This is a genomic window from Streptomyces sp. GMY02 (assembly GCF_019056675.1).
Classification (GTDB): domain Bacteria; phylum Actinomycetota; class Actinomycetes; order Streptomycetales; family Streptomycetaceae; genus Streptomyces; species Streptomyces odonnellii.
The window spans coordinates 7,406,644-7,429,729 of sequence record NZ_CP077658.1 but is presented as its reverse complement, the minus strand read 5'-3'; the positions used below and the strand labels follow the sequence as shown (position 1 = coordinate 7,429,729).

The following is a 23,086-nucleotide window of genomic DNA, read 5'->3' as shown; positions in this document are numbered from 1 at the left end:
TACCCGTCCGGCCGCCGTGTCCCGCGGTCCGGCCGCCGTGACCCTCCGTACCGCCGCTATATGACGTTCAGCGCCGCCGCGCCGCCGACTCCGCCCAGCACCATGAACGCCGGCATCAGCACCTTCAGCTCCACCCAGCTCCCGGCCCGGAAGCGCATTCCCTTCGGCGGGCCCAGCGGGTACCAGCGCTTGCGGCCCAGGGGTATGGGCCACAGGATCGGGCAGCCCGACACCGTCAGCGCGTCCCCGATGTCATGCACCAGCGCGCCCAGGACGATCGGCAGGCCCAGCCAGAGGTACTCCTGCCCCGGGGCGGTGAACAGCCAGTCCGCGCCGTTGCCCGGTTCGTCCAGCACACCCGTCAGGATCCAGGCACCGGCCGCGCCGAGCAGCCACACCAGCACATCGCTGGAGACCCGCGCGGCCCGCCACAGCAGCCCCTCCACGGCCAGTACGACATGCACGAAGAGGATCGCGAGCACCGCCCAGCGCCCGCCGGCGTACGCCAGAACCGAGGCGCCCGCGCCGATCAGGACCGCCCAGAGCCAGGTGTGGGTCAGCGTGCGGTGGCCGCCGCTCCTGCGGGGATCGCCCGGCTTCCTGGTCGCCTTGTAGACGGCGTACGACAGCTTGTCGACGATCTCGCAGAGCCCCCGGGACACCGGGCCGAACGCGCGGGAGATCGTGGCGGCCTTGTGGTCCAGGTCGGGCGCGAGCGCGGCGCCCGCGCAGATCAGCGCGCCGGCCACCAGGACCGGCCAGGGCATCCCGTGCCCGGCGGCGGCCGCCGCGGCACCCACCCCCAGCCAGGCCGCCGCCCCTGACAGGGAGTGTGCCGGTCCCATCATGCTCGTACCCGCCCCAATGCAGTTGTGGTGGAGCCCCGCGCGGAGAAACCCCGCGTGGCCGGGCTCAGTTGACAGGCCAGCGTACCTTCCGCGATCTTCGCTTCCGCCTCCGGTTCCCTGATCCGGGGGGAAGGCAGGCAAGATGGGGGCGTGACCCTTATCGATCAGCTCCCGCCGGACGCCGACCCCGATGCCCTGTTCGAGGCCTTCTCCTCCTGGGCGGAGGGCCAGGGCATCACGCTCTACCCGGCTCAGGAGGAGGCGCTGATCGAGGTGGTGTCCGGGGCCAATGTCATCCTGTCCACCCCCACCGGCTCGGGAAAGAGCCTGGTCGCGGCGGGTGCGCACTTCACGGCGCTGGCCCAGGACAAGGTCACCTTCTACACCGCGCCGATCAAGGCACTGGTCTCGGAGAAGTTCTTCGACCTGTGCAAGCTGTTCGGTACGGAGAACGTCGGCATGCTGACCGGTGACGCGTCCGTCAACGCGGACGCCCCGGTGATCTGCTGCACCGCCGAGGTGCTGGCCTCGATCGCGCTGCGCGACGGCAAGTACGCGGACATCGGCCAGGTCGTGATGGACGAGTTCCACTTCTACGCGGAGCCGGACCGCGGCTGGGCCTGGCAGATCCCCATCCTGGAGCTGCCGCAGGCGCAGTTCATCCTGATGTCGGCGACCCTCGGCGATGTCTCGCGCTTCGAGGAGGACCTGACCCGTCGTACGGGCCGGCCGACCTCCGTCGTACGGTCCGCGACCCGGCCGGTACCACTGTCGTACGAATACCGTCTCACCCCGATCACCGAGACGCTGACGGAGCTGCTGGAGACCCGGCAGGCGCCGGTGTACATCGTGCACTTCACCCAGGCCGCGGCCGTGGAGCGGGCGCAGTCGCTGATGAGCATCAACATGTGCTCGCGGGAGGAGAAGGACCGTATCGCCGATCTGATCGGCAACTTCCGCTTCACCACCCGGTTCGGACGGAATCTGTCCCGTTATGTACGCCATGGGATCGGTGTGCACCACGCGGGGATGCTGCCCAAGTACCGCAGGCTGGTGGAGAAGCTGGCGCAGGCGGGTCTGCTGAAGGTCATCTGCGGTACGGACACGCTCGGCGTCGGCGTCAATGTCCCCATCCGTACGGTGCTGTTCACCGCGCTCACCAAGTACGACGGCAATCGCGTCCGTACGCTGCGCGCCCGGGAGTTCCACCAGATCGCGGGCCGGGCGGGGCGCGCCGGATTCGACACGGCCGGTCTGGTCGTGGCACAGGCGCCCGAGCATGTGGTGGAGAACGAGAAGGCGCTCGCCAAGGCGGGCGACGACCCGAAGAAACGTCGCAAGGTGGTGCGCAAGAAGGCTCCCGAGGGCTTTGTGGCCTGGTCGGAGACGACGTTCGAGAAGCTCATCGGCTCCGATCCCGAGCCGCTGACCTCCCGCTTCCGGGTCACCCACACCATGCTGCTGTCGGTGATCGCCCGGCCGGGCAATGCCTTCGAGGCGATGCGCCGGCTGCTGGAGGACAATCACGAGCCGCGCAGGCAGCAGCTCAGGCACATCCGGCGGGCCATCGCCATCTACCGTTCGCTGCTGGACGGCGGGGTGGTGGAGCGGCTGGCGACGCCGGACGCGGAGGGCCGTATCGTCCGGCTGACCGTCGATCTCCAGCAGGACTTCGCGCTGAACCAGCCGCTGTCGACCTTCGCGCTGGCGTCGTTCGAGCTGCTGGACCCCGAATCGCCTTCGTACGCGCTGGACATGGTCTCCGTCGTCGAGTCGACGCTCGACGATCCGCGGCAGATCCTCGCGGCACAGCAGAACAAGGCGCGGGGCGAGGCGGTCGCCGCGATGAAGTCGGACGGTGTCGAGTACGAGGAGCGGATGGAGCGGCTCCAGGAGGTCTCGTACCCCAAGCCGCTCGAAGAGCTGCTGGTGCACGCGTACAACACCTACCGCAAGAGCCACCCGTGGGTGGGTGACCATCCCGTCTCGCCCAAGTCGGTGATCCGGGACATGTACGAACGGGCTCTGTCCTTCACGGAGTTCACCTCGTTCTACGAGCTGGCCAGGACCGAGGGCATTGTGCTGCGCTATCTGGCGGGCGCGTACAAGGCGCTGGAACACACCATTCCGGACGACCTCAAGTCGGAGGATCTGGAGGATCTCACCGCATGGCTCGGTGAGATGGTCCGGCAGGTCGACTCCAGTCTGCTGGACGAGTGGGAGCAGCTCGCCAATCCGGAGGTGGAGACGGCCGAGCAGGCGCAGGAGAAGGCCGATCAGGTCAGGCCGGTCACGGCCAACGCCCGCGCCTTCCGGGTGCTCGTACGCAACGCGATGTTCCGCCGGGTCGAGCTGGCGGCCCTGGACCGGATCGGTGAACTCGGCGAGCTGGACGCCGAGTCGGGGTGGGACGCGGACGCGTGGGGCGAGGCGATGGACGCGTACTGGGACGAGTACGAGGAGCTGGGCACCGGGCCCGACGCCCGCGGGCCCAAGCTGCTGGCCATCGAGGAGGATCCGGCGCACGGGCTGTGGCGGGTGCGCCAGACCTTCGCCGACCCCAATGGCGACCACGACTGGGGCATCAGCGCAGAGGTCGATCTCGCGGCCTCCGACGAGGAGGGTCTCGCAGTGGTGCGTGTCACGGCCGTCGGGCAGCTCTGAGACGCGTGAAGCACTGAGAATGGGGCCGAGAACGGCAAGCAGAGAACGGGAGCACAGCGCACCATGACGAACCCCGCCGAGCGGCTGGTCGATCTGCTCGATCTGGAGCGGATCGAGGTCGACATCTTCCGCGGGCGCAGCCCCCAGGAGTCCCTGCAACGGGTCTTCGGCGGCCAGGTGGCCGGCCAGGCCCTGGTCGCGGCGGGCCGTACCACCGACGGGGACCGGCCGGTGCACTCGCTGCACGCGTACTTCCTGCGGCCGGGGCGGCCGGGCGTGCCGATCGTCTACCAGGTCGAACGGATCAGGGACGGGCGGTCGTTCACGACGCGCAGGGTCACCGCCGTCCAGCAGGGCCGCACGATCTTCAATCTGACGGCCTCCTTCCACCGCCCCGAAGAGGGCGATTTCGAGCACCAGTTGCCGCCGCGGCTGGACTTCCCGGACCCGGAGACGCTGCCCACCGTCACCGAGGAGGTACGGGGGCATCTGGGCCAACTGCCGCAGTCGCTGGAGCGGATGGCCCGGCGCACGCCCTTCGACATCCGGTATGTCGAGCGGCTGCGCTGGACGCAGGAGGAGATCAAGGACGCGGATCCGCGCAGCGCGGTGTGGATGCGGGCGGTGGGGCCGCTGGGCGGCGATCCGCTCGTGCACACCTGCGCGCTGACCTACGCGAGCGACATGACCCTGCTGGACGCGGTCCGTATCCCCGTCGAGCCGCTGTGGGGCCCTCGGGGCTTTGACATGGCATCCCTGGACCACGCGATGTGGTTCCACAGGCCGTTCCGGGCGGACGAGTGGTTTCTGTACGACCAGGAGTCGCCGATCGCGACGGGCGGCCGGGGGCTGGCCCGGGGCCGGATCTACGACCGCGCGGGCCGGCTGCTGGTGTCGGTGGTGCAGGAGGGGCTGTTCCGGCGGCACGGGACGGCGGGTCCACAATGAGGGCAGAACGCCGGAGACCGAGGAGATCCTGATGACTCTGTACGACATCCCGCTGCGCACCCTCGCGGGTGAACCCACTTCCCTGGCCGCCTACAAGGGCACGGCCGTACTGCTGGTGAACGTCGCGTCCAAGTGCGGCCTGACCCCGCAGTACGCCGGTCTGGAGCGGCTCCAGCAGCAGTACGGGGACCGGGGTTTCACCGTTCTCGGCGTGCCGTGCAACCAGTTCGCCGGGCAGGAGCCCGGCACCGCGGAGGAGATCCAGACCTTCTGCTCGGCAACCTACGGGGTGAGCTTCCCGCTGCTGGAGAAGACGGATGTGAACGGGGAGACCCGGCACCCGCTCTACGCGGAGCTGACGGCCACGGCCGACGCCGAGGGCGCGGCGGGCGATGTGCAGTGGAACTTCGAGAAGTTCCTGATCTCCCGTACGGGCGAGGTCGTCGCCCGGATCCGGCCGCGTACGGAGCCGGAGGCGCCCGAGGTGATCGCGGCGATCGAGGCCCAGCTTCCCGGCTGACCCACGACAGACCGGCCGGCAACACACCGGTCAGTGACAGACCGACCGGTTGACAGGCAGGCCGGTGACACGTCGGCCGGTGACAGGCTGACGCACCACGGCCGGGGCTGCCCGTGGCGGCCCCGGCTCCGCGTCCGGACTCAGCGGATCGGCATGCCCGACAGGGTGCGGGCGATCACCAGCCGCTGGATCTCGCTCGTCCCCTCGAAGATCGTGTAGATCGCGGCATCCCGGTGCATGCGCTCGACCGGGTATTCGCGGGTGAAGCCGTTGCCGCCCAGGATCTGTACGGCCTGCGCCGTGACCTGCTTGGCCGTCTCGCTGGCGTACAGCTTGGACATCGAGCCCTCGGCGGAGGTGAAGGGCTTGCCCGTGGCGGCCATCCAGGAGGCGCGCCACACCAGCAGCCGGGAGGCGTCGATCCGGGTGCGCATGTCGGCCAGTTGGAAGGCGATGCCCTGGTTGTCGATGATCGGACGGCCGAACTGGCTCCTGGTCATGGCGTAGTCGAGCGCCACCTCGTACGCCGCGCGGGCCGTGCCCACCGCCATCGCGCCGACGGCCGGACGGGAGGCCTCGAAGGTGGCCATCGCCGCGTTCTTCACCCGCTCGCCGCCCGTCTCCTTCGCGCGCTCGCGGGCCCGGGCGAGCCGCTCGTCCAGTTTCTCCTTGCCGCCGAGCAGACAGTGCCCGGGAATTCTGACGTCCCCCAGGACGACCTCGGCGGTGTGGGAGGCGCGGATGCCGTGCTTTCTGAACTTCTGGCCCTGGGAGAGACCGGGGGTCGCGGGCGGGACGATGAAGGAGGCGTGGCCCTTCGTACCGAGACCGGGGTCGACGACGGCGACCACGACATGGACATTGGCGATACCGCCGTTGGTCGCCCAGGTCTTGGTGCCGTTCAGCACCCACTCGTCCGTGGCCTCGTCGTACACCGCGCGGGTGCGCATGGCGCCGACGTCGGAGCCGGCATCGGGCTCGGAGGAGCAGAAGGCGGCGACCTTCACCTCGTGGGTGTCGCCGTACATCTGCGGGATCCAGGTGCCTATCTGCTCGTCGGTGCCATTGGCGAGGACGCCGACGGCCGCCAGGCCCGTACCGACGATCGACAGGGCGATGCCCGCGTCGCCCCAGAACAGTTCCTCCATGGTCATCGGGATACCGAGGCCGGTGGGGTCGAAGAACTGCTGGGCGTAGAAGTCGAGGGAGTAGACGCCGATCTTCGCGGCCTCCTGGATGACCGGCCAGGGGGTCTCCTCGCGCTCGTCCCACTCGGCGGCGGCCGGACGAATGACGTCCGCGGCGAAGCCGTGCAGCCAGTCGCGGACCTGCTTCTGGTCGTCGTTGAGTTCGAACGCGAACTCGGCCATGTTCCCCTCCAGCACTGCGTCGGCGCCCCGCCACCATGGCGCCGCCAATGACGTTACTCCCGGTAACCCCAGTCTGTTACTCGTAGGTAGAGAATGTCAACCGGCCATGGTCTGATCAGCATTGACGGCGGGCAGGGTGTTACGTTGCCGGTGCGTCGGGCAATCGCATGGGCGGGGAGACACAGCTATGGAGACCACACAGCAGGCGGAGCAGCAGCGGTCCGCGCGCCAGCGGAGGCGCCAGTTGCTGGAGGCCGCCGACCGGGTGGTGCTCCGGGACGGCCCCCAGGCCTCCATGAACGCCATCGCCGCCGAGGCGGGCATCACCAAGCCCATTCTCTACCGGCACTTCGGGGACAAGGGCGGGCTGTACCGCGCCCTCGCCAAGCGCCACACCGACGCGCTGCTGGACGCCCTGCGGGCCGCGCTGGACGCGCCCGCCGAGCGGCGCCAGCGGGTGGAGGCCACCCTCGACACGTACCTCGCCGCGATCGAGGCCCGCCCGCAGGTCTACCGGTTCCTGATGCACCCGGCCGAGGACAGCCAACTGCCCGAGCAGGGCTTCGACGTGGGCCGCCACTCGGCCCCGCTGCTGCGCCGCCTCGGCGAGGAACTCGCGAAGGTCATCGAGGAGCGGGTGGACCTCGGCCCGGACAGCGGGCAGCTCGCGCGGGTCTGGGGCCATGGCATCGTCGGGATGATGCACGCGGCCGGTGACTGGTGGCTCGGTGAACGGCCCTGCTCGCGCGAGCAGTTGGTACGGAGCCTGGCGGACCTGCTGTGGGGCAGACTGGCGACGGTCGACGACCGCGAGGGCGGGCCGGGGTTCTGAAGCGGCTTCGGATCCGGATCCGGAACCCCCGGAATGCCCCTCTCAGGCGAGCCCCGACCAGGGCGCCCGGCGCGCCGCGCGCAGCACCCGGGAGCGGCGGCGCCCGCTGAGCCGGTCGGGGTAGACCGTACCGTCGAGATGGTCGCACTCGTGCTGGAGGCAGCGCGCGAAGAAGCCCGACCCCTCGATCCGTACCGGCTCCCCATGGCGGTCGACGCCCTCCACGACGGCGTGGTCGTACCGCTCGGTGCCCGCCTCGAGTCCAGGCAGCGAGAGACAGCCCTCGGGGCCGCGCAGCACGATGTCGTCCGCCCGGGTCAATCGCGGATTGACGAGGTGTCCGAGGTGGCGGATGTCCTCGTCGTCCGGGCAGTCGTACACGAACACCCGCAGCGGCACGCCGATCTGGTTCGCGGCGAGCCCGACCCCCGGGCGGCGTACATCGTCGCGAACAAGTCCTCGATCAGCCCGGACAGGGCCGGACCGAAGTCTGTGACGGGCTCACAGGGGGCGTGCAGGACCGGATCGCCCAGTGTTCTCAAGGCGCGTACCCGCCCGGCGCTGCCGGGGATCGAACGGTTCGACATGCCGGTCAGGGTACGGTCACGGTGACCTCCGCCTTCCCGCCCGGTGCCGCGGTTCGGGCGCTTGGCCGGATCTCGATAGGCTGACCCCGGACCGACGCAAGGAGGATCAAGGACGATGGCAGGCAACACGGACCCGCTGACGCCACGGGCCAAGCTGGCCGTGACGGCGGGCAAGGCCGCTGCCGCGGTGTCGCGCGCCGCCGGCCGCGGCAGCGGATCGGTGATCGGCGGGAAGGTGGCGCTCAGACTCGACCCCGACCTGCTGGGTCGGCTCGCGCAGCACCTCGACGTCATCCTCGTGTCGGCGACGAACGGCAAGACCACCACGACCCGGCTGATCGCCGAGGCCCTGCGGGCCGCGGGCCCCGTGGTGTCCAACGCGCTCGGCGCCAATATGCCGGCCGGTATCACCTCGGCCCTCGCGGGCGGTTCCGACGCAAAGTACGGCGTGATCGAGGTCGACGAGAAGTACCTCGCCGGGGTGGCGCGGGACACCACGCCCAAGGCGATCGCGCTGCTCAACCTCTCCCGCGACCAGCTCGACCGTGCCGCCGAGACCCGGATGCTCGCCGAGAAGTGGCGCGAGGGGCTGGCCGGCACGAAGGCCGTCGTGATCGCGAACGCCGACGACCCGCTGATCGTCTGGGCCGCCTCCTCCTCGCCCAATGTCGTCTGGGTGGCCGCGGGCCAGGAGTGGAAGGACGACGCCTGGTCCTGCCCCGCCTGCGGCGGTGTGATGCAGCGTCCCGGCGACGACTGGTTCTGCGGCGAGTGCGGCTTCCGCCGGCCCGCGCCGAGCTGGGCGCTCCACGGCGACCATGTCCTCGACCCGCACGGCTCGGCCTGGCCGATCCATCTCCAGCTCCCGGGCCGCGCCAACAAGGCGAACGCCGCCACCTCGGCGGCCGTCGCGGCGACGTTCGGGGTGCCTCCGCAGGTGGCGCTGGAGCGGATGTACCAGGTGCAGGCCGTGGCCGGCCGGTACGACGTGGTGTCGTTCCTCGGCCGCGATCTGCGGCTGCTGCTCGCCAAGAACCCCGCGGGCTGGCTGGAGACGTTCTCGCTGATCGATCCGCCGCCGGCCCCGGTCATTCTCGCCGTGAACGCCCGGGGGGCGGACGGCACCGACACCTCGTGGCTCTGGGACGTCGACTACACCCGGCTCGCCGGCCACCCGATCTTCGTGATCGGTGACCGCAAGCTGGACCTCGCCGTACGCCTGGAGGTCGCGGGACTGGACTTCCGGGTCTGTGAGACACCGGACGAGGCGGTGCGGATGGCGCCGCCCGGACGGATCGAGGCCATCGCCAACTACACCTCGTTCCAGGACCTTCGCAGACGGGTGGGGAACTGACCTGATGTCGGGATACACGAGTCCACGGACGCCTGGAGGACGAGGGAGAATGAGCGACAGCAGCCTGCGCCTGGTGTGGATCTACCCCGATCTGCTGAGCACCTACGGGGACCAGGGCAACGCCCTGGTGGTGGAGCGCCGGGCACGGCAGCGCGGTCTGAACGTGACCCGCGTGGATGTACGCAGCGACCAGCCGGTGCCGACCTCCGGCGACATCTATCTGATCGGCGGCGGCGAGGACAGGCCGCAGCGGCTGGCCGCGGAGCGGCTCCGGCGTGACGGAGGTCTCAGCCGGGCCGTCTCGAACGGCGCGATCGTCTTCTCGGTCTGCGCCGGCTACCAGATCCTGGGCCATGAGTTCATCAACGACCTGGGCGAGCGCGAGCCCGGACTCGGGCTGCTCGACGTGGTGTCCACGCGTGGTGAGGGCGATCGGTGTGTCGGCGATGTGCTGGCGGACATCGATCCCCGGCTGAACCTGCCGCAGCTCACGGGTTTCGAGAACCACCAGGGCATCACCCATCTCGGCCCGACGGCACGGCCGTTCGCGCGGACCAGGCTCGGCCGCGGCAATGGCACGGGCGACGGCACGGAGGGCGCGTACAACGACACCGTGTTCGGCACGTACATGCACGGCCCGGTCATGGCGCGCAACCCGCAGATCGCGGACCTGCTGCTGAAGCTGGCCCTCGATGTGAACGCGCTGCCGCCGACGGACGACCGCTGGTACGAGGCGCTGCGCGCCGAGCGGGTGGCGGCGGCGGTCCAGCCCGCCTGACCCGGCCGGCTCCGCCCCGGCCCGCTCCGGTCCTCCGGGGACCGCGGGCCGGGGCCCCGTGCACGGGCCCAGTTGGCCGTACGCAGGCGTACGGTCCGGGCGCGGCGGGCCTGTCCAGAAGACGGACTCCGGGTTTCGGTCCCCCCGCCGCCCGCCGGTAGGGTGGCCGGGATCTGTCCGGACGATGGGGTCCGGCCGTCGGCCCACGTTGCAAAGGTATCCCGGGCAATGCGAATTGGTGTGCTCACCTCAGGCGGCGACTGCCCCGGCCTCAACGCCGTGATCAGGTCCGTCGTGCACCGCGCCGTCGTCGACCACGGCGACGAGGTGATCGGGTTCCACGACGGCTGGAAGGGCCTGCTGGAGGCCGACTACCGCAAGCTCGATCTGGACGCCGTGGCCGGGATCCTGGCCCGCGGCGGTACGATCCTGGGCTCGTCCCGGGTCCAGCCCGCGCATCTCCGCGACGGGGTGGAGCGCGCCAGGGGTCATGTGGCGGACCTGGGGCTCGACGCGATCATCCCCATCGGCGGCGAGGGCACCCTCAAGGCCGCCCATCTGCTCTCCGAGGCCGGGCTGCCCATCGTCGGCGTACCGAAGACCATCGACAACGACATCGCCTCCACCGATGTGACCTTCGGCTTCGACACGGCCGTCGGGGTGGCCACCGAGGCGCTGGACCGGCTGAAGACCACCGCCGAGTCCCATCAGCGGGTCCTGATCGTGGAGGTCATGGGCCGGCACACCGGGTGGATCGCGCTGCACTCCGGCATGGCCGCCGGCGCCCACGCCATCGTCGTACCGGAGCGCCCGTTCGACATAGGTGAGCTGACCGAACTGGTCGGCAAGCGGTTCTCGGCGGGCAAGAGGTTCGCGATCGTGGTGGTCGCCGAGGGCGCGAAGCCGCGTGAGGGCTCCATGGAGTTCGACGAGGGCGGCAAGGACATCTACGGCCACGAGCGGTTCGCGGGGGTGGCCCGGCAGCTCGCCATCGAGCTGGAGGAGCGGCTCGGCAAGGAGGCCAGGCCGGTGATACTCGGCCATGTTCAGCGCGGCGGCACGCCCACGGCGTACGACAGGGTCCTGGCGACCCGGTTCGGCTGGCACGCCGTCGAGGCCGCGCACCGGGGCGAGTTCGGCATGATGACCGCGCTGCGCGGCACGGACATCGTCATGGTGCCGCTGGGCCAGGCCGTGGAGACGCTCAAGACGGTGCCCGCGGAGCGGTACGCCGAGGCGGAGTGCGTGCTCTGACCTGACGGCCACCGGCCGGGGCTCCGACCAGCGGGGCTCCGGCTGTGAGGGCTGTCACCGCCCCCGTCGCCGCCACCCACGAAAGAACCGCCCCCGCCCGCCGAGGTGTCCGGGGGCGGTTCTAGGCTGTACGGACAACCGGCGCGAATCCGGCCGGGGTGGAGCAGTCACGTCCCACGGTGGGAGCACACGGATGGATCACGGCGGGCACGGCATGACCATGGATCTGCCGCCGTTCACGCTGGGACGGGCCCTGGAGTACTCTCCGGACCTCTTCTTCCTGATCGGGTGTCTGCTGGCACTCGCGCTGTACGGCACGGGGGTGCTGCGGCTGCGGCGGCGCGGGGACGAGTGGTCCGCCGGCCGGACGGTCGCGTTTGTGGTCGGTGTGCTGACCGTGGCGCTGGTGATGTGCACCGGGCTGAACGACTACGGCATGGTCATGTTCAGCGCGCACATGATCCAGCACATGGTGATCAGCATGGTCTCGCCGATCCTGCTGCTGCTCGGCGCTCCGGTGACGCTGGCGCTGCGGGCGCTGCCGGTGGCGGGCCAGGGCCGCAAGGGACCCCGCGAGCTGCTGCTCATGGTGCTGCACAGCCGCTATGTGCGGATCGTCACACACCCCGCCTTCACCATCCCGCTGTTCATCGCGAGCCTGTACGGGCTGTACTTCACCCCTCTCTTCGACTTCCTCATGGGGTCCAAGGCCGGGCACATCGCGATGATGGTGCACTTCCTCGCGGTCGGGCTGATCTTCTTCTGGCCGATCATGGGCGTCGACCCGGGGCCGCACCGGCCCAACCATCTGATGCGGATGCTGGAACTGTTCGCCGGGATGCCCTTCCACGCCTTCTTCGGGATCGCGCTGATGATGGCGAGCGAGCCGATGGTCGCGGCGTACCGCACTCCCCCGGTCTCGCTCGGAATCGACGCCCTCAGCGATCAGAACGCGGCGGGCGGTATCGCCTGGGCGTTCAGCGAGATCCCCTCGGTGCTGGTGCTGCTGGCGCTCGTCTACCAGTGGTACCGCTCGGAACAGCGGCAGGCGAAGCGCTCCGACCGGGCCGCCGACCGCGACGGTGACAAGGAGCTGGCGGAGTACAACGCGTATCTCGCCTCGCTCCAGGCCCGGAGCCAATAGGCGGTGGCCGGCCAGTAGTCGGGAGCCGGTAGCGCGAAGGCCCTGTCGCGGGCGACGATGGGCGCTACGGCCCCGGCCCGGAGGAGGACCCAGATGCCCCGCTCGACGAAGACGATGGGTGTGGTGACCGTCGGCGCGCTGGTTCTGGTGACGGGGTACACCGCGGTGCTCGGCGGGAACGGATGGCTCTGGTTCGGGTGGGTGGTGCTCGTGCTGATCACCATCGCGATGGCCGCCGCGCAAGGACGCTGAGCGGATCGGTACGCCGGCCTCCGGGCCCGGACTCCGTGCGCTCGGCGCCCGGTGCTCAGAGCGCGCCCGCGTCCCTGGCCGTCCAGGCCGAGGGGTACAGGGGCCGGAAGCCCAGCTCGTCGCGGATCCGGAGGTTCGAGACGATGCCGTACCAGGGGTCGGGGTCCGTGCGGTCGTCCAGCCCCGGGGGCAGCGGTACGCCATTGATCTGATGGGCCTCCACGGCGGTCAGCGGGGCGTCGTCCGCGATGTTGTACTTGCCCGCCGCCGTTCCGGGCGCGTACAGCAGCCGGATCAGTCCCTGGGCCACATCGGCGTGGTGGACCATCTGGAGCCGCTGGTGGCCGGCCCAGGAGGACGCCCACTGGAGGGCCTGGGCGAGATGCGGGTCGCCGTCGCCGTAGACAAAGGCGAGCGTGCCGATCCGTACGGTCATACCGCGCCCGTCCTCACCGGACTCACCGTCGTGACCGCTGTTGTGGAGTGCGAGCAGGCCTGCCTCCGCCTCGCCCTTGGACCGGGCGTACGCGCCCCACAGCGGGCCGCCGGGCACGGGCTCGTCGTCCTCGGTGAGCGGCCTGCCCCGGCCCGCGCCGTACGCGAGGTTCGTGCTCACCTGTACGAAGCGGCTCACCCCGCTGTCACGCGCGGCCCGGCCGAGGGCGAGCGCGCCGTCGCGGTTGACGGCCCAGGCCTCCTCGTCCGGGACTCCACGGAAGGCCGCCGCGATGTTCACCACCGCGTCCACGCCCTCCAGCGCCGCGGGGAGGCTCTTCTCGTCCAGCAGATCACCGACCGCGACCTGCGCGCCCAGCGCGGCGAACGGCGCGCCGCGCTCCTCGTCCCGTACCAGTACCCGGACCGTGTCGCCCGGGGCCGTGCGCTGTAGCAGCCTCGGTACGAACCGGCGGCCGACCTGCCCCGTCACACCTGTCACCAGCGTCAGCATCGTTCTTCTCTCCCTGCTCCGGTGTCGCGCCCCGTGTGTCCTTCGTGGGGCGGCTCCAGCCTCGCCGGGTGCCGTCCTGGCGGGGAGAGACGTCCCTGTCCTGGGACCGGCTCTCCCTGGATGGGCCCGCCGTCCGGCGTCATGCTGGGGGTGTGGACCGAGAAGAGCTGGCACATTTCCTGCGTCGCTGCCGGGCGCGGCTGGACCCCGCCGATGTGGGGATGGAGGCCGGGTCCCGGCGCCGTACGCCCGGACTGCGGCGCGAGGAGGTCGCCCAGCTCACCGGGATGTCCGTGGACTACTACACACGGCTCGAACAGGGCCGCGGCTCACGGCCCTCGCGGCAGATGCTCACCGCCCTCGCACGGGCGCTGCGGCTGAGCGAGGACGAGCGGGACCATCTCTTCCATCTCACGGGCGAGGAGCCGCCGCGCGACAGCGACGCGTCCACGCATGTGCGGCCGGGGCTGATGATGATCCTGGACCGGCTGTACGACACGCCCGCGCAGGTGGTGAGCGACTGGGGCGAGGTGCTCGCGCAGAACGCGATGGCGGCGGCGCTGACGGGCGAGTCCGAAGTGGGCCGCAACATCGTCCTGCGCTTCTTCACCGAGCCCACGGCGCGGGCGCTGTTCCCGCCGGAGTCCCATGAGGAGCATGCCAGGGCGCATGTGGCCCAGCTCCGCTCGGTGCTGGCGGCCCGGCCCCGGGATCCGGGTCCGGCGCATCTCGTGGCCCATCTGCGGGCGGTCAGCGAGGAGTTCGCGGCGCTGTGGGAGGAGCACGAGGTGGCGGTGCGGCGCTCATCGGTGAAACGGTTCCTGCATCCGGTGGTCGGGCTGCTGGATCTGGACTGCGAGGTGCTGCTGAGCCCGGACCGGGGGCAGTTCCTGATCGTCCACTCGGCGCGGCCCGGCACCGAGACGCACGAGCGGCTCCAACTCCTGCGGGTGGTGGGCCTCCAGGACCTGACGCCGGACCGGTAGCGGCACGGCGCCGGCCCCGGGGCCTGGGCCCCGGGGCCCGGTCGGTCGGGTCGGCCGGGTCGGTCGGGTCGGTCGGGTCGGTCGGGTCGGCTCAGTTGGACTCGGTGACGCGGAGCGAGGGCTTTCCGTTCACGCCCGCTCCCTTGTCGGCTCCGGGCGCCCCGTTCCTGAGCGCGTTGAGGATGGCCATGCCCTGGCCCACCAGACCCGCCGCCATGTCGTTGACGCCGTCGGTGCCGTTCAGCACGGTCAGATTCGCACCCGAGATGCCCCGGGACGCCGCGTCGGCGAGCGCGGGGAGATTCTCCACGATGCGGTTGGCCGCGATGAGTTCCTGGTTGCCGTCCTTCAGCGACGCGGCACGGGCGGTGTTGGCGTCGGCCTGCGCCTGGGCGAGGGTGCGTTCGGTGTACGCGCCACCGTCCGCTTCGTACTTCGCCCGGTCCCGGGCGGCCTCGGCGAGGGTGCGCTGCCGGTACGCCTCGGCGTCGGCGGGGCGCCTGACCTCGGCCTCCAGCCGCTGCGCGGCCAGTTGGGCCTGCCGCTCGGCCAACGCCGTCTGTTCCTCGATGGTTTCCTGCGAGTAGCGCGCCTCGGCAAGCGGTCCGGCCTGTGCGGCACGGGCGTTGACCTGTTCCGTCTCGGCGTGGAAGCCGGCCCGTTTGATCGCGGTGTCCCGTTCGTACTCGGCCTTGAGCGCGGCGGCCTGCTGTTCGCGTTCGGCCGCTTCCTGGTCCGATTTGGCCTGTGCGATCCGGGCCTGGCTGGCGACGGCCGCCGCGTGCGGGGCGGCGAGATTGTCGATGTAGCCGGTGGCGTCGTCGATCTCCTGGATCTGGAGCGCGTCCACCACGATCCCCAGCTTCTCCATCTCGCTGTGGCTGCCCTGCTTCACCTCCTGGGCGACCCGGTCGCGCTCGCGGATGATCTGCTCGACGGTCAGTCCGCCGACGATGGACCTCAGGTGACCTGCGAAGATCCGGCCCACCAGCTCTTCCATCCGGTCCTGTTCCGCGAGGAAGCGGCGCGCGGCGTTGGCGATGGACACGGCGTCGTCGCCGACCTTGAACACGGCCACCGCACGGACCCGCAGCCGGATGCCCTGCTGGGTGACACAGTCCTCGACGATCTCCGCCTCCCGCAGCGCCAGGGACAGCATGCGGGCCTTCTGCTTGATGGGCATGACAAAGCTGCCGTGCCCGGTGACGATCCGGAACTGAGTGTCCTGCGCCTGCCGTTTCGAACCGGAGATGAGCATCGCCTCGTTGGGCGCGGGAACATGCCAGAACAGCATGAGGAACTCCTGTCGTACTACGGGTCGTGCCGTACGGCGGGCCGTGTCGCGCGCGGAGAGAAGGCCGGGCCGTACATCTCAGGCGGGGAAGGGCTCGACGATCACCGAGCGCGCCGAAACGCACTCGGTGACGATGACACGCAGGTTTCTGCCGAGCGGGCGGTCCGCCCAGGCCGCATAGGCCTCGGACCCGCCCCGTACGGAGACCAGGACCTCCCCGGGCCCGTCCGCCGGAATGGGCACGGTCACCCTTCCGATCGCGCCGACCGGGCTCTGCGCGGAGTCATCCGCCGCGTACATGGGCCGCCGCCCGCGTCCGTACGCCCGGCGCCCCGGCCGTACCGGTCATCTCAGCCGCGATCATGGGACCACGCCTCCTGGAGGGCCACGCCTCCGACCTCGTACTTCGTCGAGGACGCCCCCGGCGAAGCGGCCGACGGCGACAGACCCTCGATGAATTCACACTACTCCGCGGTCATCAGGAGAGCGTTCCGGCCGGATGTGGCCCTGTACGGCGTACCGTCAGGCGCCTTTGCGGGCGACGGCTCCGTACATGGCGATGTCGCGGTCGTCGATGGGCTCCTGGTCGGGGTCGGGCCGCCAGTGGTGGACCTGGGTCAGTCCCGGTTCGACCATGTCGAGCCCGGCGAAGAAGGTCAGCGCCTCGGCATGGGTGCGGAGCTGCATGGGCATGCCACGGCTCGCATACTCGGCGGCCACCCGGCCCACCTCGACCGGGGCGAAATCGGCGGTCCCGATGGTCATCGCCAGGAAGCTGCCCTCGGGCAGCGGATCGAGAAGCCGCTGCACCAGACCATGATCGTCGTCATTCTCCAGTATGAAGTGCAGAATGCCGATGATCATCAGGCCGACGGGCTCCTTCAGATCGAGCAACTCCAGGAACTGCGGGGAGTTGATGATCGCCTCGGGGTCCCGCATATCGGCGTCGACGTAGGCGGTACGGCCCTCGGGGGTGCTGGTGAGCAGCGCGCGGGCGTGCGCCAGCACGATCGGGTCGTTGTCGACATAGACGATCCTGGCGTCCGGGCGCTCCTCCTGCACCACCTCGTGCACATTGGGCGAGGTGGGCAGGCCGGTGCCGATGTCCAGGAACTGGCGGATGCCCTGCTCGCGCGCGAGATAGCGGGACGCGCGGTGCATGAACTCCCGGTTGGCACGCATGTGGACGGGCAGCGCGGGCCATCCCTGGCACATCGCGTCACCGGCCTCCTGGTCGACCGGATAGTTGTCCTTGCCGCCCAGGATGTAGTCGTAGACGCGCGCCGAATGCGCCTCGCCGGTGTTGAATCGGTCGTCCGGAGAGCCCTGCGGTGCCACCTTCACTCCTCCCAGGTACCGGAGTTCCGCGTGTCGCGGACACCTGCGTACCACTCCCGGGCCCGTCCGGTGCCCCGGCAGGGTCCGGCCCCGATCAAAGCCTTGGCCCGAGTGTAAGCGCTTGTTGATCTCTGGCGGTATGGCCTGAGCGGGAGGCCCGGTGGCCGGCCGGGAGGGTGGCGTAAACGAGACGGTGAGGGGGTGGCGTCACCGGCCTTCCGGCTGGTGTCACCTGCCCTCCGCCGGTGTCAGCCGCCTTCCGCCTGGCGGATCTGGTCCCCGAGGTGGCTGGTTCGGAGATCGGCCGTCAGGAACTCCTCCGACCGCGGAAGGCTCAGATGGAGCTCCGAGGCGGTGCTGATGGCGATGTCACCGTCGTCGATCCGGAAGTCCAGGGCATGGCCGCCGCCGTCACGCGCGGCGTTCAGGAAGTGCAGGTGGTAGCCGGCCACCGTGATGCCCTGCTCGTAGTCGGGCGAGCGGAATCCGGCCAGCGTCCCCGCCACATCGGTGAAGCGGGTCTCCGCCTGGCCCTCGGTGGCCTTGACCAGGGGCGGATAGGGCGGGCTCTGCTTCATCACCGTACGTGTGCGCATGGAGCCGAAGGTGCCGGTGATCCGGATGGCGTGGACGAGGTTCTCGCTGGGGATCGCCTTGTCGATGAGGGCGACGACATCGTCCCGGCCGGTGGGCCCGGTGATCCGGATGGTCTCCCCGGGCCGGAACCGCGTCACGGCGGCGAAGGGCGTACGGTCCGTGGGCGCGGCGACCGCGGCCGTACCGTCCGACCACAGGTGGTAGCAGATGCCGTCGAGGACGACCATCTCACCGTCGAGCCGGTTGAACGTACCCAGCCCGAAGTCGCCGTGGGTGAGCAGCTCCGCGATGGTGACCTCGCCCTCGTAGACACCGTCCAGCAGGGCGCCCATGGTGGAGGACTGATAGATCTCGGGGGCCGAGCCGCCCCCGTCGCGGGCCCCGGCGTCCCCGAAGCGGTGCGCGACCATCGTGCGTGCCCATCGCCGGAACCGGCCCGCCGCGGTGTGTTGGCCGGACGCGTTCATATGTGCCCCCTGTTCAGCGCGACGGCGCACGGCGTCACTCGAAGACCTCGTCGTGAAGCTGGGCCGCCAGGTCGGTGTTGTGGCTGTAGTCCACCGGTACGTCGACGATGGAGGGGCCGTCCTCGGCGAGCGCCCGTCGCAGTACGGAGCTGAACTCGTCCTGGGTCGTGACCCGGTAGCCGTGCGCGCCGAAGGCCTCGGCGTACTTCACCACGTCGTAGTCGCCGAGCTGGACACCCGACTTCCTGCCGTACTTCAGCACTTCCTGGAAGCCCACCATGTCGTAGGTGTTGTCGCGCATCAGGACATGGGTGAAGGTCAGGCCGAGCCGGGTGGCGGTCTCCAACTCCTGTGCGGAGAACAGGAAACCGCCGTCTCCCGATACGGACACCACCTGGGTGCCGGGGCGCGCCATGCTCGCCGCCATGGCCCAGGGCAGCGCGACGCCCAGGGTCTGCTGCCCGTTGGAGAACAGCAGATGGCGCGGTTCGTAGGCGCGGAAGTGGCGGGCCATGTAGATGTACACCGATCCGATGTCACAGGTGACGGTGGCGTCGTCGGTCAGGGCGTCGCGCAGATCCAGCACCACGGCCGCCGGATTGAGCCCGGCACCCGTCGGCACGGCGGCCCGGGCACGCTCGTCGCCCTCGGCCAGCTCCCTCTGCCTGAGGGCGATTTCGGCCTTGAAGGCCTCACTCGGGGCCACCCCTGCCAGCCGCCCGGTCAGCTCGGTGAGGGTCGCGGCCACGGTGCCGCGCAGTTCCAGGGCCGGCTCGTAGTGGTTGTCGATCGCCGCGGGCAGGGCGTCGATGTGGACGACCGTACGGGCCGTGTCGGCGTTCCACATGACCGGGTCGTACTCGACGGGGTCGAACCCGATGGTGACCAGGACATCCGCGTCGGCCACGAGGACATCGCCCGGCTGGTTGCGGAAGAGGCCTACCCGCCCGACGTAATTCCGCTCCAGGGTCCGGGACATGACGCCCGCGGCCTGGAACGTCTCGGCCACCGGCAACCCGGTCTCCGCGACCAGCGCACGCAGCGCGGCACAGCTCTCGGGGTCGGCGGCCCGGGTACCGACCAGCAGGACCGGCCGCTGTGCCCGGCGGATGAGCTTCGCCGCACGCTCGACGGCCTCCACGGGAGCGGGTCCCATGGGCGGTACGGGCAGGGCACGGGTGATCCCGGCGGTGGTGGGAGCCGCCTGGACGTCGGACGGCAGGACCACCGCGGCCGATCCGCGCGGCTCGGTGGCGGCGGCCCGGAAGGCGTTGGCGACCGTTTCCGGGACATTGTCCGGATCGCTGACCTCGCCGGTGAACTTGGTGACGGTCTTGAGGAGCGCGGCGGCGTCCATCGACTGGTGTGTCCGCTTGAGCCTGTTCTCGCGGCCGACCGCGCCGCACAGCGCCACCACGGGATCCTGCTCGGTGTTGGCGGTCAGCAGACCGGTCGCCAGATTGGCCGTGCCGGGGCCCGAGGTCACCAGGAGGACTCCTGGCGTGCCGGTCAGTCTGCCGAACGCCGCCGCCATGAACGCGGCGTTCTGCTCATGCCGGCAGACCACCAACCGCGGGCCCATGTCGGCGAGTACGTCATAGGCCGCGTCGATCTTCGCTCCCGGCACTCCGAAGATGAACGGGACACCTTGTGACTGGACGGTCTCGATCGCCCGCTGTGCGCTGCGTACCGAGTCTTCCTGTTTCACGCTGGTGGCCATGGCGATGCCCTCCTCTCCAGAAACACTCTATTTTGGTGACAGAACGGGCACATCTTGAGTACCGAAGGCAACGAATCGCACCCATTGAGTGACCGGCCGACGGGTGCCGTTGCCGCTCCTCCCAGTCGCCCGGCGGCTCGCCCCATCGGGTGACCCGTATCCGCTCGCGGAGGGTTTCAGTGGTGATGCGGGTATCTGTTTGATGGTGTCTCGGGGCACCTCCTGGCGGTATGAGTCGATTCGACCGATGCGCGGGAGGGCCAATGATCAGCAGACGGCGGGTCGTACGCGCCGGTGTCGCCGGAGGCGCCTGTCTCTTTCTGCCCGGTGGGACGGCGTTCGCGGTCCCGGTGACGGCGGACGGGGTGCTCGATCCGGCGGCGATAGAGAAGTACGTCGCCGAATTCGCGATACCGCCCGTGATGCCTCGGGACTCACGGGCCGGCGGGCCGGGCCTCGACAGCTACACGGTCGGCGTCCGGCAGTTCCGGCAGCAGATCCTCCCGCGGGGCCGGCCGGCCACGACAGTCTGGGGATACGGCTCCTCCCGGCACCCCGGCACGTTCGGCTACCCCGCCTTCACCATCGAGGCGGAGGCGGGCCGGGAGGTCCGGGTCACCTGGGCCAATGGTCTGCTCGACGCACGCGGGAACCACCTGTCGCATCTGCTGCCGGTGGACCCCACGCTGCACTGGGCGAACCCGCCGGGCGGGGTCCCGGGGCGGGACTCGTCCCCCGTGTTCACCTCGACACCCGGCCCGTACACGGGTCCTGTGCCCATCGTGACGCATCTGCACGGAGGGCGGAACGCCGAGGAGAGCGACGGCTACGCCGAGGCGTGGTACCTGCCCGACGCACGGGACATCCCGGTGGGCTACGCGAGAACCGGATCCTTCTACGACCGGTTCCGCGAGAAGTCCGAGGAACTGTTCGGTACGGCATGGGGCCCGGGGAACGCCGTGTTCCACTACGCCAACCAGGGCCGGGCCGCCACGCTCTGGTTCCACGACCACGCCCTGGGCATCACCCGGCTGAATGTGTACGCCGGTCTGGCGGGCTTCTACCTGCTGCGGGGCGGGCCGTCCGACCTCGGCCCGGGAGTGCTTCCTGGACCCGCGCCGAGACTCGGTGACCGGCCGGGCACGCGGTACTACGAGATCCCGGTCGTCATCCAGGACCGGTCGTTCCACACCGACGGAAGCCTGTTCTATCCGGCGAGCCGGGCGTTCTTCGACGGGTTCGAGGGACCGTACGTGCCGGAGAGCGACATGGCGCCGATCTGGAATCCGGAGTTCTTCGCCAACGCGATGGTCACCAACGGCAGGACCTGGCCGGTGCTGGCCGTGGAACCGCGCCGCTACCGGTTCCGGTTCCTCAACGGCTGCAACTCGCGCTTCCTGATCCTCAAGATCGTCGACGACCCGCTGGCCCCCAGACCGGCCGCTCCGGTGCTTCCCTTCTGGCAGATCGGCAGTGAGGGAGGATTCCTGCCGGCCCCCGTCCAGCGTGAGCAACTGCTGACCGCGCCGGCCGAACGCGCCGACGTCATAGTCGACTTCACCTCCGTCCCGGCGGGGACCGAGCTGTACCTCATCAACGAGGGACCGGACACCCCGTTCGGGGGCGGAACAGTGGGCACGGACTTTCCGCCGGCGGATCCGCGGACCACCGGACAGGTCATGAAGTTCGCGGTGCGACCGCTCACCGCGCCGGACAGGTCGGTACCGGTCTCAGAACTCGTACTGCCCCCGTTCGAGCCCCTGGGAGCGGCGAGCCTTACGCGGCGAGTCAGCCTGAACGAGGTCGGCTCTGCCCGTCTGCAGGGTGTGGGCCCGCGTGCCGTGCTTCTCGGCGTCCTGGACGCGTCGGGGACATCGGTGCCGCTGGGATGGGGCGATCCGGTCACGGAGAACCCCGCCCTGGGCGCGACCGAGGTCTGGGAGATCCACAACCTGACGAAGGACGCACACCCGATCCACATCCACGAAGTTCAGTTCCAGGTGGTGGACCGGCAGCCGGACGGGGAGACGGCGCTCCCGCCGGAACCGTGGGAACGCGGTTTCAAGGACACGGTGATCGCGTTTCCGAACGCCATCACCCGGGTCAAGGTCCAATTCGGCCAGGCGGGCCACTACATGTGGCACTGCCACATGCTGGAGCACGAGGACAACGAGATGATGCGGCCGCTCCGCGTCGGCCCGGCCTGAGGCCGGGAGCCGCCGTCACGGGCGGGGAAGCCGGTGTCGCGGGCCGGGAGCGCTGTGCGGAGGCGGTTACAACGGGTGCCGCCCGCACTTACACTTACCCGCCGGAGCCCCCACTGACCTGGGAATATGGCACCCCGGGAGCCGGTCGGGCCAGTGAGGAGCGCATCCCGTGTTCTATTACGTCCTCAAATATGTGCTGCTGGGTCCCCTGTTGCGGCTGCTCTTCCGGCCGCGGATCGAGGGCCTGGAACACATCCCGGCCCATGGCCCGGCCATCGTCGCGGGCAACCATCTCTCGTTCTCCGACCACTTCCTGATGCCCGCGATCCTGAAGCGGCGCATCACCTTCCTCGCCAAGGCCGAGTACTTCACGGGCCCCGGTCTCAGGGGTCGGCTGACCGCCTTCTTCTTCCGCAGCGCCGGGCAGATTCCGGTGGACCGGTCGGGCAAGGAGGCCGGAAGCGCGGCGATCAGGGAAGGGCTCGCGGTGCTGGGCAGGGACGAGTTGCTGGGGATCTATCCCGAGGGCACCCGCTCGCACGACGGACGGCTCTACAAGGGCAAGGTCGGGGTCGCGGTGATGGCGATCAGGGCGCAGGTGCCGGTGGTGCCGTGCGCCATGGTCGGTACGTTCGAGATCCAGCCGCCCGGTCAGGTCGTACCGAGCATCCGCCGGGTCACGATCCGGTTCGGCGAGCCGCTGGAGTTCTCGCGCTACGCCGGTCTGGAGAACGAGCGGGCGGCGGTCCGGGCGGTCACCGACGAGATCATGTACGCGATCCTGGGGCTGTCCGGGCAGGAGTACGTGGACCGCTACGCGGCCGAGGTGAAGGCCGAGCAGGCGAAGGGCAAACAGGCCGGCAAACAGACCAGGGGCGAGGGCAAGGGCAGGCGGACCGAGGCCGGGCGGCCGTGGAAGTTCCCGCGGCGCCGGCACTGACAGGGCCCGGAAAAAGGGCGACCGGCCCTGGCCGGAC

At 70.2% G+C, this 23,086-nt stretch carries 20 protein-coding genes and 1 pseudogene; 12 read left to right on the top strand and 9 right to left on the bottom strand.

The window, feature by feature from the left end; all coding sequences use genetic code 11:
- Positions 1 to 56: 56 nt before the first annotated feature.
- Positions 57 to 848 carry a metal-dependent hydrolase gene (locus KQY30_RS31720; protein WP_217309982.1) on the bottom strand — a complete coding sequence of 264 codons (792 nt, stop codon included), beginning with the start codon at positions 846 to 848 and terminating at the stop codon, positions 57 to 59.
- A gap of 150 nt (positions 849 to 998) precedes the next feature.
- Here KQY30_RS31720 and KQY30_RS31715 point away from each other — a divergent pair, with 150 nt between their 5' ends.
- The 3 genes from KQY30_RS31715 to KQY30_RS31705 all read left to right on the top strand — a co-directional run bounded on the left by KQY30_RS31715 (position 999) and on the right by KQY30_RS31705 (position 4,980).
- Positions 999 to 3,512, top strand: a complete 2,514-nt coding sequence (locus KQY30_RS31715; RefSeq protein WP_217309981.1) for an RNA helicase — start codon at positions 999 to 1,001, stop codon at positions 3,510 to 3,512.
- A gap of 63 nt (positions 3,513 to 3,575) precedes the next feature.
- The gene (locus KQY30_RS31710; RefSeq protein WP_217309980.1) at positions 3,576 to 4,460 is read left to right on the top strand and encodes an acyl-CoA thioesterase II; all 885 of its coding nucleotides are present in this window, start codon (positions 3,576 to 3,578) and stop codon (positions 4,458 to 4,460) included.
- A gap of 31 nt (positions 4,461 to 4,491) precedes the next feature.
- Entirely contained in the window at positions 4,492 to 4,980 is a 489-nt protein-coding gene (locus tag KQY30_RS31705; RefSeq protein WP_217309979.1) for a glutathione peroxidase, read from the top strand.
- Positions 4,981 to 5,120: 140 nt separating this feature from the next.
- On the opposite strand, the gene KQY30_RS31700 is transcribed toward KQY30_RS31705, so the two are convergent.
- A complete protein-coding gene (locus tag KQY30_RS31700; protein ID WP_217309978.1) occupies positions 5,121 to 6,350 on the bottom strand; it encodes an acyl-CoA dehydrogenase family protein in 1,230 nt (409 codons plus the stop codon).
- 187 nt (positions 6,351 to 6,537) lie between these two features.
- Between KQY30_RS31700 and KQY30_RS31695 the strand changes: the two genes are divergently transcribed.
- A complete protein-coding gene (locus KQY30_RS31695) occupies positions 6,538 to 7,182 on the top strand; it encodes a TetR family transcriptional regulator (RefSeq protein ID WP_217309977.1) in 645 nt (214 codons plus the stop codon).
- A gap of 42 nt (positions 7,183 to 7,224) precedes the next feature.
- Here the strand turns inward: KQY30_RS31695 and def are convergent.
- Positions 7,225 to 7,769 (bottom strand): annotated as a pseudogene (def, locus tag KQY30_RS31690) (peptide deformylase).
- A 115-nt stretch (positions 7,770 to 7,884) separates the two neighbouring features.
- Here def and KQY30_RS31685 point away from each other — a divergent pair.
- From KQY30_RS31685 to KQY30_RS31665, 5 genes are all read left to right on the top strand, one after another.
- Positions 7,885 to 9,123, top strand: coding sequence for a MurT ligase domain-containing protein (locus KQY30_RS31685; RefSeq protein WP_217309976.1), 1,239 nt, complete (start codon positions 7,885 to 7,887; stop codon positions 9,121 to 9,123).
- A 49-nt stretch (positions 9,124 to 9,172) separates the two neighbouring features.
- Complete coding sequence (locus KQY30_RS31680) at positions 9,173 to 9,901, top strand: type 1 glutamine amidotransferase (protein WP_217309975.1); 729 nt, start codon at positions 9,173 to 9,175, stop codon at positions 9,899 to 9,901.
- 228 nt (positions 9,902 to 10,129) lie between these two features.
- Positions 10,130 to 11,155 (top strand): 6-phosphofructokinase, encoded by a 1,026-nt coding sequence (locus tag KQY30_RS31675; protein WP_046494675.1) that lies wholly within the window; start codon positions 10,130 to 10,132, stop codon positions 11,153 to 11,155.
- A 193-nt stretch (positions 11,156 to 11,348) separates the two neighbouring features.
- A complete protein-coding gene (locus KQY30_RS31670; protein WP_217309974.1) occupies positions 11,349 to 12,299 on the top strand; it encodes a cytochrome c oxidase assembly protein in 951 nt (316 codons plus the stop codon).
- A 93-nt stretch (positions 12,300 to 12,392) separates the two neighbouring features.
- On the top strand, positions 12,393 to 12,551 hold the full coding sequence (locus KQY30_RS31665; RefSeq protein ID WP_217309973.1) for a hypothetical protein: 159 nt from the start codon (positions 12,393 to 12,395) through the stop codon (positions 12,549 to 12,551).
- A gap of 55 nt (positions 12,552 to 12,606) precedes the next feature.
- Here KQY30_RS31665 and KQY30_RS31660 read toward each other — a convergent pair whose 3' ends face one another.
- Positions 12,607 to 13,500, bottom strand: a complete 894-nt coding sequence (locus KQY30_RS31660; RefSeq protein ID WP_217309972.1) for an NAD(P)-dependent oxidoreductase — start codon at positions 13,498 to 13,500, stop codon at positions 12,607 to 12,609.
- Between the two features lie 152 nt (positions 13,501 to 13,652).
- On the opposite strand from KQY30_RS31660, the gene KQY30_RS31655 reads away from it, so the two are divergent.
- Positions 13,653 to 14,486: a helix-turn-helix transcriptional regulator gene (locus tag KQY30_RS31655; protein WP_217309971.1), complete on the top strand. Its 834-nt coding sequence runs from the start codon at positions 13,653 to 13,655 to the stop codon at positions 14,484 to 14,486.
- A 91-nt stretch (positions 14,487 to 14,577) separates the two neighbouring features.
- On the opposite strand, the gene KQY30_RS31650 is transcribed toward KQY30_RS31655, so the two are convergent.
- From KQY30_RS31650 to alsS, 5 genes are all read right to left on the bottom strand, one after another.
- Positions 14,578 to 15,780 (bottom strand): SPFH domain-containing protein, encoded by a 1,203-nt coding sequence (locus tag KQY30_RS31650; protein ID WP_217309970.1) that lies wholly within the window; start codon positions 15,778 to 15,780, stop codon positions 14,578 to 14,580.
- 78 nt (positions 15,781 to 15,858) lie between these two features.
- Positions 15,859 to 16,080, bottom strand: coding sequence for a hypothetical protein (locus KQY30_RS31645; protein ID WP_046494665.1), 222 nt, complete (start codon positions 16,078 to 16,080; stop codon positions 15,859 to 15,861).
- A gap of 222 nt (positions 16,081 to 16,302) precedes the next feature.
- The gene (locus KQY30_RS31640; RefSeq protein WP_217309969.1) at positions 16,303 to 17,118 is read right to left on the bottom strand and encodes an SAM-dependent methyltransferase; all 816 of its coding nucleotides are present in this window, start codon (positions 17,116 to 17,118) and stop codon (positions 16,303 to 16,305) included.
- Positions 17,119 to 17,366: 248 nt separating this feature from the next.
- Positions 17,367 to 18,182: an acetolactate decarboxylase gene (budA, locus tag KQY30_RS31635; protein WP_254407405.1), complete on the bottom strand. Its 816-nt coding sequence runs from the start codon at positions 18,180 to 18,182 to the stop codon at positions 17,367 to 17,369.
- 34 nt (positions 18,183 to 18,216) lie between these two features.
- Positions 18,217 to 19,902: an acetolactate synthase AlsS gene (alsS, locus tag KQY30_RS31630; RefSeq protein WP_217309968.1), complete on the bottom strand. Its 1,686-nt coding sequence runs from the start codon at positions 19,900 to 19,902 to the stop codon at positions 18,217 to 18,219.
- Between the two features lie 263 nt (positions 19,903 to 20,165).
- Here alsS and KQY30_RS31625 point away from each other — a divergent pair, with 263 nt between their 5' ends.
- Positions 20,166 to 22,109, top strand: a complete 1,944-nt coding sequence (locus KQY30_RS31625) for a multicopper oxidase family protein (protein WP_217309967.1) — start codon at positions 20,166 to 20,168, stop codon at positions 22,107 to 22,109.
- A 169-nt stretch (positions 22,110 to 22,278) separates the two neighbouring features.
- On the top strand, positions 22,279 to 23,049 hold the full coding sequence (locus tag KQY30_RS31620) for a 1-acyl-sn-glycerol-3-phosphate acyltransferase (protein ID WP_217309966.1): 771 nt from the start codon (positions 22,279 to 22,281) through the stop codon (positions 23,047 to 23,049).
- Positions 23,050 to 23,086 lie beyond the last annotated feature (37 nt).